Genomic DNA, 14553 nt, shown 5'->3' on the forward strand with positions numbered 1-14553 from the left:
TCGGCGGGTGACAGCTCATCCCGGACGCCGGTTCGGTGCCTGGTGCGCCGGGCTGCTGCTGGCCGGGGTGAGCGTGGTGGCCGGCTGCCGCGTCGCCGACACCGACGGCATCACGCCGGTGCCGCAACTGCTCGCCTTCCTGCCGTGGCTGCTCGTGCCGGCCGGCGTCGCTCTCCTGCTCTCGCTGCTGGCCCGCTGGTGGCCGGGCCTGGTGTGGTCCGTCGCCGTCCTCGGTCTGCTCGCGTGGTTCAGCGACCCCTACGGCAAGCTGCACGAGCCGGACGGCCCCCCGCTGGCCTCCTTCCGCGTCCTGACCTCGAACGTCGAGTTCGGGCGCGGCACCCCGGCACTGGTCCCGCTGATCCGCGCCGACAAGCCGGACATCGTGTTCGTCGAGGAGTGCGAGTACGGCTGCCAGGCCACCCTGCGGCGGGAGTTCGGGTCCGGGTACCCCTACCGGCAGGCGGTGGCGGCGGCCGGCTCACACGGCTCCCTCATCCTCAGCCGCTTCCCGCTGCGCGGCACGGCCGGGGTCCGCGGCACCATGGGCATGCCGGGCGCGGTGGCCGACGTCCGCGGGCACTCCGTCCGCCTCCAGCTCGCCCACCCCATGCCCCCGCTGCCGGGCCAGGTAGCCCTCTGGCACCGCGAACTGAACCGCCTGCGATCGTTCGCCGCGTCGGACCCCGGTACCCCGACCGTCCTCGCGGGCGACTTCAACGCCTCCCAGGACCACGCGGGCTTCCGTCACATTCTCGACACCGGTCTGTCCGACGCGGCCCGCCTGGCCGGCCACGACCGCACCCCCACCTGGCCGTCCCGCACGGCCTCCGTCATCGGCGCCCAGATCGACCACGTCCTGGTCACACCCGACTTCTCGGCGACCGGCGCCCGCTTCCCCACCCTCGCGGACACGGACCACCGGGCACTGCTGGTCGACCTGACGCTGCACGAGCGGACGAACGCGTCACCGCACTGAGATATTGGGCCGCTAACCTTACGTGTCCGTCCTGGCCAGGGATCGACGGGCCACAACTCACCCGAAGGGTTGCGCACATGGGCATTCTCACTCTCCTGCGGAACGCGTTCGGCCGCTCCCGCAAGGGCAGCCCGGCCGAAGCAGAGGGTGCGGACCGACTCCCGTCGCAGCCCCCGGCCGAGTCCGCCGCCCCCGAAGTCCCCGAGCCCCGCCACTCGGACGACGACGAACACGAGCTGGTGGCAGCGGCCTTCGACAACGTCACGGTCCCCCGCCCCACAGAACCCACCATCCCCACACAGGCAGAGGCCGAGCCCGAGCCGAAGACCGCCGCCCCGGAGCCCGAGCCCGAGCCCGCCGCCCCGGAGCCCGAGCCGGCCCCCGAAGCCAAGGCCGAGCCCACCCCCGTCCCGGAGCCTGAGGCCGAGCCCGAGCCCGTGCCCGAGCCGGAGGCCGCGTCGCAGCCCGAGGCCGAGCCCGTGCCCGAGCCGGAGGCCGCGTCGCAGCCCGAGGCCGAGCCCGTGCCCGAGCCGGAGGCCGCGTCGCAGCCCGAGGCCGAGCCCGAGCCCGGGCCGGAGGCCGCGTCGGAGCCCGAGGCCAAGGCCGAGCCCACCCCCGTCCCGGAGCCTGAGGCCGAGCCCGTGCCCGGGCCGGAGGCCGCGGCGGAGCCCGGGCCGGAGGCCGCGGCGGAGCCCGTGGCCAAGGCCGAGCCCGAGCCTGAGGCCCTTCCGGAGCCCGAGGCCGGGCGGGAGGCCGGGCCGAGTGGCGAGGCGGACGGACCGCGAGCCGCCGACGGCGGGGACGTCCCACAGGGGCCACTTGCACCCGACGACGAGACCGTCACGGGTGGTGCGGGTGGGAACGCATCCGCCGAAGGCGAAGCCGAGGCGGCCGAGCCGCAGCCCGCGCCACAGGCAGAGGAGCCGCAGGCCGACCCCGGGCCGGGGGCCGAGGCAAGCCCGGCAGCGCCGACGGAGCCACCCGCCAAACCCGCCACCCCCCTCCCCCGCCTGAAGACCCGCGCCCCCGCCCTCACCGCCGCCTACAAGGCCGCCGGCACCGCCCTCAAGAAGACGAACCTCACCGGCACCCGAGCGAAGCTCTACCTCGTACTGGACCGCTCCGCGAGCATGCGCCCGTACTACAAGGACGGCTCCGCCCAGGCCCTCGGCGAGCAGACCCTCGCCCTCGCCGCCCACCTCGACCCCGAGGCCACGGTCCACGTCACCTTCTTCTCCACAGAGCTGGACGGCACCGGCGACCTGACTCTCGACGAGCACGAGAACAAGATCGACGAGCTGCACGCGGGCCTCGGCCGCATGGGCCGTACCAGCTACCACGCCGCCGTGGAGTCCGTCCTCACCCGGCACGCCAAGGAGGCACCCGGCACCCCCGCCCTGGTGGTCTTCCAGACGGACGGCGCCCCGGACGCCAAGACCCCGGCCACCCAGTCCCTCGCGGACGCCGCGGCGCAGCACCCTGACGTCTTCTTCTCCTTCGTCGCCTTCGGCGAGCACGACAACAAGGCGTTCGACTACCTCCGCAAGCTGAAGACGGAGAACACCGCCTTCTTCCACGCGGGCCCCGCCCCCCGCGAGCTCACCGACAGGGAGCTGTACGAGGGCATCCTGGCGGCCTGGCGGCCGTAGCCCCCGCGCACCAGCACGCACACCAGCACACCGCCGCACCCGGGGGTGGACCGGCACCGCACGAGGTCCACCCCCCGAAACGCGTGTGAGTCGATCTCCGGCGGCCCAGTAGGATTGCGGCTTATGGCGGCCACTGGATCCGAGAAGCAGGGGTCGAAGGCGTACTACGTCTCGACGCCCATCTACTACGTCAACGACGCTCCTCACCTGGGCCACGCCTATACGACCGTCGCAGGCGACGTGCTCACCCGCTGGCACCGTCAGCGCGGCGAGAAGGTGTGGTACCTCACCGGCACGGACGAGCACGGTCAGAAGATCATGCGCACGGCCGAGGCGAACGGGGTCACCCCGCAGGCCTGGGCCGACAAGCTCGTCACGGAGGCCTGGCGGCCGCTGTGGGAGCACCTGGAGATCGCCAACGACGATTTCATCCGCACCACGCAGAAGCGGCACACCGACCGCGTCCAGGAGTTCGTGCAGGACCTGTACGACAAGGGCGAGATCTACAAGGGCGGCTACGAGGGCCCGTACTGCGTGGGCTGCGAGGAGTACAAGCTCCCCGGTGAACTGCTCGACGGCGAGGGCGAGTACGCGGGCCAGAAGCTGTGCCCGATCCACAAGAAGCCGGTGGAGATCCTCAGCGAGGAGAACTACTTCTTCCGCCTGAGCGAGTACACCGACAAGCTCCTCGCCCTCTACGAGGCGAACCCCGGCTTCATCCAGCCGGAGTCCGCGCGCAACGAGGTCGTGAACTTCGTCCGCCAGGGCCTTCAGGACCTCTCCATCTCCCGGTCGACCTTCGACTGGGGCGTGCCGGTCCCCTGGGACGAGAAGCACGTGATCTACGTGTGGGTCGACGCCCTGCTGAACTACGCGACGGCCGTCGGCTACAACGAGAACCAGCAGAAGTTCGAGGAGACCTTCCCCGCCGACGTGCACCTCGTCGGCAAGGACATCCTCCGCTTCCACGCGGTGATCTGGCCGGCCATGCTGATGGCGCAGGGCCTGCCCCTGCCCGGGAAGATCGCCGCGAACGGCTGGCTGATGGTCGGCGGCGAGAAGATGTCGAAGTCGAACCTGACCGGCATCAAGCCGCAGGACCTGACCTCGCACTTCGGCGTGGACGCGTACCGCTGGTACTTCCTGCGGGCCATCGCCTTCGGCCAGGACGGCTCGTTCTCCTGGGAGGACTTCTCCGCCCGCTACACGTCCGAGCTGGCCAACGACTACGGCAACCTCGCCTCCCGCGTGGCCGCCATGGTCGGCAAGTACTTCGGCGGCGAGCTGCCCGCGGCCACGGCCGACGGCGAAGCCGAGACGGCGGTCCACGACGGACTGGCGAAGGCCGTCGCGACGGCCGACCGGAAGATCGGCGAGGAGCTGGACTTCCAGGGCGGCATCCTGGCGGTCTTCGACTTCGTGAAGCAGGTCAACGGCTACATCACGGAGCAGGAGCCGTGGAAGGTGGCCAAGGACGAGTCCGCGGAGGGCCAGGCCCGCCTGGCCACCATCCTGTACACCGCCGCCGAGTCGCTCCGCGCGGTCGCGGTCCTGCTCAACCCGGTCATGCCGGACACCTCGCGGAAGCTGTGGGACTCCCTCGGCGCGGAGGCGTCCCTGGGCGCCCTCGCCGAGCAGCGGGTCCAGGACGCGGGCGAGTGGGGCCGCCTTGCGGCCGGTTCCACGGTCACCAAGGGCGCGGTGCTCTTCCCGCGCCTGGAGGAGAAGCCGGCCGCGTAGGCGGGCCCGCTGCAGGACACCGGAGCCCGGTGACGTCGTACGGCGTCACCGGGCTCCGTGGCGTCCGTCTCGGTATCGTGAATTCATGAGCGGACCGCGCCCTCCCGCCTCGTACGCCTCCTACGCCTCAGGCGCCATGGGGGAGGACTACGCCCGGCACTCCCGGGTGCAGGGCTCGGCAGGTGATCACGGGATGCCGCTGCTGTACCGGGCGCTGGACGCGGTGGTGCTGCCCGAGGGCGACGCGCCGTTCCGGGTGGCCGACCTGGGGGCGGCGGCGGGCTCCAACTCGCTGACGCCGATGAGGGCCGTGGTCGAGCGGGTGCGGGGCCGTACGGGCCGGGACACCCCCGTGACCGTGGTCCACACCGACATCCCGGCCAACGACTTCAACGCCCTGTTCGCCACGGTCCTGGACGCGCCGGGGTCGTACGCGCGGGAGCCGGACGTCTACGTCCACGCCGAGCCGCGCTCCTTCTACGGCCGGCTCTTCCCGGCGGCCGAGCTGCACCTGGCGTGGAGCGCGATCGCCGTGCAGTGGCTGTCCCGGGTGCCCGAGCCGGTCCGCGACCACATCTACTGTGCGCGCGCCACCGGCGACGCCCGCCGCGCGCTGAAGGAGCGGTCCCGGGCGGACTGGACGGCGTTTCTCACCCACCGGGCCCGTGAGCTGCGGCCCGGCGGGCAGCTCGTGGTCGTCGGCGGGGCGGCGGCCGACGACGGGGCCAGCGGCGCCGAGAACCTGCTGGACGCCGCCGACGCCGTACTCGTGGAGCTGGTCGAGCAGGGGCTGCTGCGGCCGGCCGAGTACGCGCGGATGACGATCCCGACCTGGAACCGGACCCTCACCGAGTTCCTCGAACCGCTGGAGTCGGGGCCGCTCGCCCAGGCCCTGCGGCTCGACGAGCACGACCTCGTGGCCCTCCCGGACGTCATCCTCGACGCGTACGACCGCTCCGGCGACGCCGGGGCCTTCGCCGACCGGCTGACGACGTTCTTCCAGGCCGCCTTCGGCCCGTCCCTCTTCAGCGCCCTGGACCCGGACCGCGCCCCGGACAGCACCGCCGCCCTGACTGCGGCCTTCCGCACCCGGCTAACGGCCCTGCTCGCCGCCGACCCGAGAGCGGCCGAGACCCACTGGCACGTGGTCACACTCCGGATGAGCCGCCGCTGAGCGGCGCCGCCGGGCCGGGCAGGCGGTGGTGGGCGCGCGCGTCGCGGAGCCGACAGGGGCAGGGCAACACCGGCGGGTCAGCGCCGCTGAGCCGGCCGGGACGGGCCGGGAGCGGCGGCCGGCACCGGTGAACGGCCGGGACACGCGGGCGGGACACGCGGGCGGGGCATCCGGGGGAGGCTGAGGGGGTGGGGATCGTGCGGCGTCGAGACTACGACCATGCAGCACAGCCCCGGCCCGGCCGAAGCGACCGCCTTCCGGCACGACCTGCGGATCACCGTCGACATGGCGCTGCTCACCGTGGTCGCGGGTGCGATCGACGCCGTCACCTTCCTGACCCTGGGGCATGTCTTCACCGCCCTCGCCACCGGCAACCTGCTGTTCCTCGCCTTCGCGCTCGCGGGCGGCCCCGGGGTGCCCGCGCTCGGCCCGGCGATCGCCCTGGCCGCGTTCGTGGCGGGGGCGGTGGCGGGATCCGTGCTGATCGGCAGGATCGCCGCGGCCACGTCCTGGTTCTCCGCGTCCCTGCTCGTCGAGGCGCTGCTGCTGGGCGCCGGGGGCGGGCTGGCGGTGTGGCACCACGGGTTCGCCCTGGCGGGCAGGCCCGACGCCGGGGTCATCACGCTCGTCGGCGTCGCCATGGGCCTGCGCGGGGCGATGGCGCTGCGCGCGGCGGTCCCCGGGATGCCGACCCTGCTGATCCAGATGTCCCTGCTGCGGATGATCGGCCAGGTCGTCACCAACCCCCCGGGCCACCACCCCGCCCCCCTCGCCGCATCCGACCGCCTGACCCGCCTCAGACTGACGGCCTCGATCACGGCGATCTTCCTCGGCGGCGTCCTCGGCACCCTGCTCTCCCGCTGGGGCACCGGCCCGGCCCTCCTCGTCGTCGCCGCCGGCGTCCTCGTCCTGGCAGCGATCCACCCGCGGATCGGCACGACCACCACGACGTGAACGTTTCTTCGCAACTCGAAGGAGTGAACGCACTCGCATCGCCCGGTCGGCCGACCCGCGGCGCCCGCTAGCTTCCGCTCATGGTCACAGCCACCCACGAGGCTTCTCACCGGATCTTCCAGGACCGGCCGGAGCTCCTCACCCCCGTCTTCGAACTCCTCGGAGTCCCCCTCTCGGCCAAGGCGTCCATCGCGGTCCTCAGCGCCGACGTGACGGAGATCCATCCCCTGGAGAGACGTGTCGACACCGTGCTGCGGGTGGAACCGTCCGACGGCGACGACTTCCTGCTCGCCATCGAGACGCAGGGACGCCGCGACGAACGCAAGGCGACGAGCTGGCCGTACTACGTGACCTATCTGCAGGCGAAGTTCGGGCTTCCGGTCCTTCTCTTCGTCACCTGCACGGACAGGGCCACCGCGCGCTGGGCGGCCGGGCCGTTCACCTGCGAGATCCAGGGCTGGACCACCAACTGCACCCATCCGCTGGTCCTGAGCCCGGACAACGTGCCGGTGATCACCGATCAGCGGACGGCGGCCCGAAACCTGGCGATGGCCACCTTCTCCGCCATCACTCATAGCCGGAATCCGAAGGCCCCGGCCATACTGGAGGCCCTGGCCGGCGCCCTGCAGACGACAGACGCGCAGACCGCCGTGTACTTCAGCGGCCTGCTGGAGATCGGCCTGGGAGACACCCCGGCCCGTCAGACCTGGAGGAAACTGATGAGCTTCACCAACTTCTTCCCCGGCCGGGGCACCCTGCTGGAGGAGACGTACCTCGACGGGGAGGCGAACGGGGCGGCAATCGGGGAGGCCCGGGGTGAGGCGAAGGCCATCCTGCGGTTCCTGGAAGCTCGGGGCATCCACATCCCCGACGAGGCCCGCACACGCATCGCCGACTGCACCGACCTGGATGTGCTCAACCGGTGGCTGGACCGGACGCCCCACGCGGAATGCGTCCACGACCTCTTCGCCGAGGAGCAGCCGAACGGCACCGCGGACCAGGCCGGTGCCGGTGCCCGTGCCTGAGGCGTACGGCCGCTGAAACGCCGCGTCCCCCGACGCCGAACCGGAGCGCCGTGCGGGCTCCGGTACCGGTGCGGGGGACTGACCGGCGGGTGGACTACTTCGGCTGCGGCTTGCGGATGGTGAGGTGCAGCTCGCGCAGGCGGGACTCGTCCAGCTCGGTGGGGGCGCCCATCATCAGGTCCTGGGCGTTGCCGTTGAGCGGGAAGGCGATCGTCTCGCGGATGTTGGGCTCGTCGGCGAGGAGCATGACGATCCGGTCGACGCCGGGGGCGATGCCACCGTGCGGCGGGGCGCCGAAGCGGAGCGCGCGGAGCATGCCGGCGAACTCGCGCTCGGTGGTCTCGCGGTCGTAGCCCGCGATCTCGAACGCCTTGAGCATGATGTCCGGCTCGTGGTTCCGGATCGCGCCGGAGGACAGCTCGACGCCGTTGCAGACGATGTCGTACTGCCAGGCCAGGATGTCCAGCGGGTCCTGGTTCTCCAGGGCGTCCATGCCGCCCTGGGGCATGGAGAACGGGTTGTGCGAGAAGTCGATCCTGCCGGTCTCCTCGTCCTTCTCGAACATCGGGAAGTCGACGATCCAGCAGAACCGGAAGACGTCCTCCTCGAAGTGGCCGGCCCGGCGGGCGGCCTCGACGCGGACCGCGCCCATGATCTTGGAGACCTCGTCGAACTCGCCGGCGCCGAAGAACACCGCGTGCCCGGCGGCCAGCGACAGCCGCTTGGTCAGCTCGGCCACGTTCTCCTCGGTGAGGAACTTGGCGATCGGGCCGGTCAGCGAGCCGTCCTCGGTGACGCGGACCCAGGCCAGGCCCTGCGCGCCGAGCGAGACCGCGAACTCGCCGAGCTGGTCGAAGAACTTGCGGGGCTGGCCGGCGACGTCCGGCACCGGCAGGGCGCGCACGTGCTTGCCCGCGAACGCCTTGAACGCCGAGCCCTCGAAGACGTCGGTGATGTCCACCAGTTCCAGCTTGGCGCGCAGGTCCGGCTTGTCGGAGCCGTACTTGAGCATCGCCTCGCGGAACGGGATGCGCGGGAAGGGGGAGGTGACGTGGCGGCCACCGCCGAACTCCTCGAAGAGTTCCGTCATCAGCCGCTCGATCGGCTGGAAGACGTCCTCCTGCTCGACGAAGCTCATCTCGACGTCGAGCTGGTAGAACTCGCCGGGCGAGCGGTCCGCGCGGGCGTCCTCGTCGCGGAAGCAGGGCGCGATCTGGAAGTAGCGGTCGAAGCCGGAGATCATCAGCAGCTGCTTGAACTGCTGCGGCGCCTGCGGCAGGGCGTAGAACTTGCCCGCGTGCAGCCGGGAGGGCACGACGAAGTCGCGCGCGCCCTCGGGGGAGGTCGCCGTCAGGATCGGCGTGGCCAGCTCGTTGAAGCCGAGGCCGCTCATCTTCTGCCGGATCGCCGAGATGACCTGCGTGCGCAGCATGATGTTGCGGTGCATGCGCTCGCGGCGCAGGTCCAGGAAGCGGTACTCCAGGCGCCGCTCCTCGTTGACCCCGTCCTCGGCGTTGATGGTGAAGGGCAGCGGGGCGGCGGCGCCCAGCAGCTCGACCTCGGCCACCTCGACCTCGACCTCGCCGGTGGGCAGGTCGGGGTTGATGTTCTCGGTTCCACGTGAAACCACGCGGCCGTCGACACGGACCGTGGACTCCTTGGAGAGCTTGTCCAGGGCCTCGTAGGCGGGCGTACCGGGACGGGCGACCAGCTGCGTGATGCCGTAGTGGTCGCGCAGATCGATGAAGAGGATGCCGCCCAGGTCGCGCCGATTGTGCAGCCAGCCACTCAGCCGGACGTCGGTGCCGACGTCAGAGGCGCGGAGCTGGCCGCAGGTGTGGGACCTGTACCGATGCATCTGGGTTCATCGTCCTTCGTGGTGGGGTTCTCGCCTGCCGGCGCTGCGGACCGGCGGGAACGGGCACGGGGCCCGGACCCGTCAAGGGTACCGGCCGCCCCAAGATCGCCTCCCCCTCATTTCCCACCGGGGGAAACCGCTGCACGAAGGCGGGTGCAACAGGTGGCACATATCAAACAGACCTCCCTAAGGTGGGGCAATGCGCACTGGCGAGCCCCTGCCGTCCGTCGGGGACGTCCTCGCCGCCCTCGCCACCGGCCTCTGGCACTGGGACACCGCTGCCGGTCTGGTCACCGTGGACGCGGAGGCGGCGCGGCTGCTCGGGCTGCCCGCCGAGCCCGTCACCCTCACGGAGGACCAGACCCGCACCCGGCTGCACCCCGCCGACTGGAACGAGATCACCGGCGTGGTCCCGATGGCCGTGTCCGAGGGCACCCTCGCCGAGGTCCGGATCCGGATCATGGACGAGCACGGGGACGTCGTACGGATCGTCCGCAGCCGCTCGAAGCCGTCCTTCGACCCGGAACGGCAGGCGTACGAGCTGATCGGCACCCTCCAGGAGGTCACCGAGCCGGTCCCGGGCAGCGTGGCGGCCCGCAGCGCGGTCACCGGGGACTGGCGGCGCTCCCGGGAGGCGTTCCTGCTGGACGCCGGCCGGGCGCTGGCCGAGGCGCGCTCGACCGAGGAGGTGCTGCGGGTCGCGGCCGGGCTGTCGATGCCGGGCTTCTCGCCGGACGGGCTCGCGGTCTTCGGGGTGGAGGGCGACCGGCTCACCGTGATCGGCCACCACGGCTACCCGACCGGCGACGGCGGCCCCTTCTCCTACATGCCGCTGTCCACGGACTACCCGGCCGCCGAGGTGGTGCGCACCGGCCGGGCCGTGTACCTGTCCTCGCCGGAGCACTACCGGGCCCGCTACCCGGTGACCTGGCCGCTCGCCCGGCAGCTCGGCCGCCACTCGTGGGCGTTCCTGCCGCTGATCGTGGGCGGGCACACGATGGGTGCCTGGCTGGCCGCGTTCAGCTATCCGGTGGCGTTCACGCCGGACGAGCGCGCCGTGCTGACGACGGTCGCCCGGATGCTCGCCCAGGCGCTGTCCCGGGCCGGCGCGGCCGAGTCCGAGCGGGAGCTGACCGAGGGCCTGCAGCGCTCCATGCTGCCCACCCTCATCCGGGAGATCCCCGGCCTGGACGTGGCCGCCCGCTACATCCCGACCGGCGGCGGACTGCAGGTCGGCGGCGACTGGTACGACATGATCCCGCTGCCCTCCGGCCGGTTCGCGCTGGTCATCGGGGACGTGCAGGGGCACGACGTGCGGGCGGCCGGGCTGATGGGCCAGCTGCGGATCGCGCTGCGCGCCTACGCCGCCGAGGGCCACCGCCCGGACGCGGTCCTCACCCGCGCCTCCCGGTTCCTGCACGGCATCACCCACGACGAGGAGCTGACCGACCTCCGGTTCGCGACCTGCCTGTACGTGGAGGCCGACCCGGCGACCGGGATGCTGGAGATCGCCCGCGCCGGGCACCCGGACCCGGCGATCCGGATGGCCGACGGCACGGTGATGATGCGGCCGACGGCGGGCGGGCTGCCGCTCGGCATCGACCCGGACGCGGACTATCCGACGACCCGGTTCGCGCTGGAGCCCGGCGAGACGATGACGATGTGCACCGACGGCCTGATCGAGACCGGCGGGCACGACATGGAGAGCGGCTGGCGGCGCGTCCGGGCGATCCTGGAGGACTACGACGCGAATCACGAGGACGGCCTGGAGTCCCTCGCGGACGCCCTCGTGCAGGGCGTGCACGGGCCGTCCTCGCACCACACCACCGGCCCGCTCGCCGACCGCCGCGAGGACGACATAGCGCTCCTGCTGCTGTGCCGGCCCGGCGACGGCTGTGGCTGCGGCGACACGGTGGCGGTACGGCCCCGGGTGCGGCGCACGCTGCTGTCGGTGGCGCAGGACGAGCCCGAGCGGATCGCCGAGGCCCGCCGGCACCTGCGCGAGCTGCTGCACGACTGGGCGTCGGCCGAACAGGTGGACTCGGCGGCGCTGCTGGTCTCCGAGATGGTCACCAACGTGCTGGTGCACACCGACACCGACGCGCTGCTGCTCGCCGAGGTCATCGGGGAGCGCAGGGGCGGGCGCAGGCTGCGGGTGGAGGTCGCCGACGCGGGCGACGACCTGCCGCACAAGCGGCGGCCGGGCGAGCTGGCGTCCTCCGGGCGCGGTCTGATGCTGATCGAACTGCTGGCCGACGCGTGGGGCGTGGACCCGCGCGGCGAGGGCAAGAGCATCTGGTTCGAGCTCTACGAGCCGGGCGGCTCACCGGACGGGGGCGTCTCCGGGGCGCCGTCCAGGACGTGACGCTCGCGCAGTTCGTGCACGACTCCGAAGGCGGCGGCGGTCAGCGGGACCGCGAGGAGCATGCCGAGGATGCCGGCGACGGACGCCCCGGCGGTGATCGCCAGCATCACCACCGCGGGGTGCATCTGCACGGTCCGGCTCTGGATCACCGGCTGCAGGACATGCCCTTCCAGCACCTGCACGGCGAGGACGACGCCGAGCGCCCACAGCGCGATGACGAAGCCCCGGTCGGCGAGCGCGACCAGGACGGCCACCGCCCCCGAGATGAACGCGCCCAGGTAGGGGATGTACGCGCCGACGAACACCAGCGCGCCCAGCCCGATCGCGCCGGGCACCTGGAGGATCAGCAGGCCGAGGGTGATGCACAGGGCGTCGATGAGCGCGATGAGGGTGGTGCCGCGCATGAATCCCTCGACGGCCTCGAAGGCGCGGCGGGCCATGGCCTCCACGGTGTCGGCGGTGCCGCCGGGGGCGAGGGAGCGCAGGGCGGCGACGGCCCGCCCGGAGTCGCGCAGGAAGAAGAAGACGAGCAGCAGCGCGAGGACGCCCATGGCGATGCCCTCGCCGACCACGCTGACCCCGCTGATCACGTTGGCGGCGGCGGTCCCGCCGAACTTGCCGAGCAGCGCGCGGGAGTTCTCGGCCAGGTCGTCCAGCCCGGTCCCGGCGGCCCCGAAGTGCTGGGAGACGGCCTTGGCGGCGTTCTTCAGCGAGGCGATGATCTGGTCGCCGGTGTCGATGAGGGCGGCGACGACGATGTAGAGGGCGCCGCCGACCACGGCGACCACGGCGACGCAGGTGAGCCCGGCCGCCAACGACGGGTTCACCCCGACCCGGACGAGCCTGCGGTACAGCGGCCCGAGCAGCGCGGTGCCCAGCAGGGCGAGCAGCACCGGGGTCACGGCCGTACGGAACTGTGAGCACAGCCGCACCCCGACCCAGCCGACCCCGGCCACCAGCAGCAGCACCGCGCACCAGGCGGCCAGCCGGCGGACGGGGTCGGGGAGCAGACGCACACCCCCAGCGGATCACGCCCGGCTACGGCTGTCCTGCCCCGGCCTCCGCACGGGTGAGGGACAGCCGGTCTGGCCGGCTCCTACTTGTGCGTGCCGGACGACGCGGTCACGTTGACCGCGGTCCAGGCGGCGGCGACCGTGCGGTACTCGGGGCTGGTGGAGCCGTAGAGGTCGGCGGCCGCGTTCAGGGTGGCGGCGCGGGCGCCGTGGTAGTCGGTGGTGGAGGTCATGTAGACGGTGAGCGCGCGGTACCAGATGGCCGAGGCCTTCTTGTTGCCGATGCCGGTCACGGTCGAGCCGTCGTAGGTGGGGCTGTCGTAGTCGACGCCGTTGACGGTCTTGGCGCCGCTGCCCTCGCTGGCCAGGTAGAACCAGTGGTTGCCGACGCCGGAGGACTGGTGGACGTCGAGCCGGCCGACGCGCTTGGACCAGTAGTCGGCGGACGAGCCGTCCAGCGAGGGCTGGTCGAAGCGGCGCAGCCACGGCGGGGTCGACTGATCGCTGAACAGGTAGTCGGGGGTGTCGACCGGGTTGTTCGCGTACCACTCGACCATGGTGCCGAGGATGTCGCTGGTCGCCTCGTTGAGGCCGCCGGACTCGCCGCTGTAGCGCAGGTTCGCGGTGGCGCTGGTGACGCCGTGGGTCATCTCGTGGCCCATGGTGTCCAGGTCGACCTGCTCGGGGTCGGTGGAGCCGTCGCCGTCGCCGGTCATCATGCAGAAGCAGGCGTCCGACCACTGGGCGTTGTCCCAGTCGGTGCCGACGTGCACGAACACGGTGGCGCCCTTGCCGTCGTTCTTGATGCCCTTGCGGCCGAACGTGTTCAGGTAGTAGTCCCAGGTCTCGGCCGTGTTGGCGTGCGCGTCGGCGGCCGCGGTGGCCCGGTCGGAGGAGAACGTCCGGCCGTCGCCCCACACGTTGTCCGCGTCGGTGAACAGGGTGCCCGAGCTTGCCTTCAGGCTGGACGCGGAGACGTTGTGCGCGTCCTTGGTGACGGTGCCGCGGACCGGGTCGATCAGCTCGTACGTGCCGTCCGCCTGGGCGGTGGTGTCGAGGGTGACGTCCCCGGTGTACATGGTGTGCCCGGTGCCCGCCTCGTGCTGCTCGGCGTCGTGGGTCTCGATGTGCGCCCCGGTCGAGGCGTCGGTGACGACGACCTTGCCGACGGGTTCGCCGTGCGCGCCGGTGCCCTGGACGGTGGTGCTCCAGGCCAGCCGGGGTGTGCCGGAGGCGGCCCAGACGACCAGCCGGGCGTCGGGAGCGGCGGCGCGTATCCCGCTCACGCTCTTCAGACCGGTCACCTCGGCCGACTTGACCGACACCTTCGGGGTGACCGAGGCGACGGCCACCTCCCGGCCATGGGCGTGGGAGGCGCCGCGCAGGGCGCCCGACCGGCTCTGGTGCACGACGAAGTCGCCGCCCACGACCGGGAGTCCGCGATAGGTGCGCTCGAAGCGGACGTGCTCGGTGCCGTTGCTGTCGACGATGACGTCCTTCACCGTCAGCTTCTGGTGGGCGCCGAAGCCGAACGTCTTGGCGTGCTCGCGGACGTTGGCTCTGGCCCTGGCCACGGCCGCCGCGCGCTCGGCGGTGCCCGGTGCGGCGGTCCGCACCGAGACCGTGGCGGCGGCCGAGGACGAGGACAGGGACGGGCGCGCGGGGGCCGCGAACGTGGGGCCGGCGAGGAGGCCGCCGGCGGTGAGGGTGGCCGCGACGACGGTGGGGAGCACGAGACGGGTTCGACGCATGTGCGCTGCTTCCTTCTGGGTAAGGGGCGGGCGTTCAGGTATGCG

General features: G+C 72.4%; 10 protein-coding genes. 7 read left to right on the forward strand and 3 right to left on the reverse strand.

Features of this window, described 5'->3' with window-relative positions; genetic code table 11:
- The first annotated feature begins 7 nt into the window (after positions 1-7).
- The 6 genes from DBP14_RS16000 (at position 8) to DBP14_RS16025 (ending at position 7521) form a co-directional block, all read left to right on the forward strand.
- Positions 8-979 carry an endonuclease/exonuclease/phosphatase family protein gene (locus DBP14_RS16000; protein ID WP_129307870.1) on the forward strand — a complete coding sequence of 324 codons (972 nt, stop codon included), beginning with the start codon at positions 8-10 and terminating at the stop codon, positions 977-979.
- Positions 980-1056: 77 nt separating this feature from the next.
- Complete coding sequence (locus DBP14_RS16005) at positions 1057-2628, forward strand: VWA domain-containing protein (protein ID WP_129307871.1); 1572 nt, start codon at positions 1057-1059, stop codon at positions 2626-2628.
- Positions 2629-2751: 123 nt separating this feature from the next.
- The gene (gene metG, locus DBP14_RS16010) at positions 2752-4368 is read left to right on the forward strand and encodes a methionine--tRNA ligase (protein ID WP_129307872.1); all 1617 of its coding nucleotides are present in this window, start codon (positions 2752-2754) and stop codon (positions 4366-4368) included.
- A gap of 85 nt (positions 4369-4453) precedes the next feature.
- Positions 4454-5542, forward strand: coding sequence for an SAM-dependent methyltransferase (locus tag DBP14_RS16015; RefSeq protein WP_129307873.1), 1089 nt, complete (start codon positions 4454-4456; stop codon positions 5540-5542).
- A gap of 219 nt (positions 5543-5761) precedes the next feature.
- Positions 5762-6496: a YoaK family protein gene (locus tag DBP14_RS16020; RefSeq protein WP_129307874.1), complete on the forward strand. Its 735-nt coding sequence runs from the start codon at positions 5762-5764 to the stop codon at positions 6494-6496.
- A gap of 80 nt (positions 6497-6576) precedes the next feature.
- Complete coding sequence (locus tag DBP14_RS16025) at positions 6577-7521, forward strand: hypothetical protein (RefSeq protein WP_129307875.1); 945 nt, start codon at positions 6577-6579, stop codon at positions 7519-7521.
- Positions 7522-7615: 94 nt separating this feature from the next.
- On the opposite strand, the gene aspS is transcribed toward DBP14_RS16025, so the two are convergent.
- Positions 7616-9379 carry an aspartate--tRNA ligase gene (gene aspS, locus DBP14_RS16030; RefSeq protein WP_129307876.1) on the reverse strand — a complete coding sequence of 588 codons (1764 nt, stop codon included), beginning with the start codon at positions 9377-9379 and terminating at the stop codon, positions 7616-7618.
- 199 nt (positions 9380-9578) lie between these two features.
- Here aspS and DBP14_RS16035 point away from each other — a divergent pair, with 199 nt between their 5' ends.
- Positions 9579-11744 (forward strand): SpoIIE family protein phosphatase, encoded by a 2166-nt coding sequence (locus DBP14_RS16035; protein ID WP_129307877.1) that lies wholly within the window; start codon positions 9579-9581, stop codon positions 11742-11744.
- Here DBP14_RS16035 and DBP14_RS16040 read toward each other — a convergent pair.
- Both DBP14_RS16040 and DBP14_RS16045 read right to left on the reverse strand, forming a co-directional pair.
- Positions 11687-12760 (reverse strand): AI-2E family transporter, encoded by a 1074-nt coding sequence (locus DBP14_RS16040; RefSeq protein WP_129307878.1) that lies wholly within the window; start codon positions 12758-12760, stop codon positions 11687-11689. The two genes, DBP14_RS16035 and DBP14_RS16040, sit on opposite strands and share 58 nt — an antisense overlap.
- Before the next feature lie 80 nt (positions 12761-12840).
- Complete coding sequence (locus tag DBP14_RS16045; protein ID WP_129307879.1) at positions 12841-14508, reverse strand: M4 family metallopeptidase; 1668 nt, start codon at positions 14506-14508, stop codon at positions 12841-12843.
- Between the last annotated feature and the right edge of the window lie 45 nt (positions 14509-14553).

This window comes from Streptomyces sp. L2 (assembly GCF_004124325.1).
Taxonomy (GTDB): Bacteria; Actinomycetota; Actinomycetes; order Streptomycetales; family Streptomycetaceae; genus Streptomyces.

Bases quoted from the DNA above. Each gene is read 5' to 3' on its own strand.
- DBP14_RS16005 (WP_129307871.1), top strand. From the start codon at position 1,057: ATGGGCATTCTCACTCTCCTGCGGAACGCGTTCGGCCGCTCCCGCAAG.
- metG (WP_129307872.1), top strand. From the start codon at position 2,752: ATGGCGGCCACTGGATCCGAGAAGCAGGGGTCGAAGGCGTACTACGTC.
- DBP14_RS16015 (WP_129307873.1), top strand. From the start codon at position 4,454: ATGAGCGGACCGCGCCCTCCCGCCTCGTACGCCTCCTACGCCTCAGGC.
- DBP14_RS16020 (WP_129307874.1), top strand. From the start codon at position 5,762: ATGCAGCACAGCCCCGGCCCGGCCGAAGCGACCGCCTTCCGGCACGAC.
- DBP14_RS16025 (WP_129307875.1), top strand. From the start codon at position 6,577: ATGGTCACAGCCACCCACGAGGCTTCTCACCGGATCTTCCAGGACCGG.
- aspS (WP_129307876.1), bottom strand. From the start codon at position 9,379: ATGCATCGGTACAGGTCCCACACCTGCGGCCAGCTCCGCGCCTCTGAC.
- DBP14_RS16035 (WP_129307877.1), top strand. From the start codon at position 9,579: ATGCGCACTGGCGAGCCCCTGCCGTCCGTCGGGGACGTCCTCGCCGCC.
- DBP14_RS16045 (WP_129307879.1), bottom strand. From the start codon at position 14,508: ATGCGTCGAACCCGTCTCGTGCTCCCCACCGTCGTCGCGGCCACCCTC.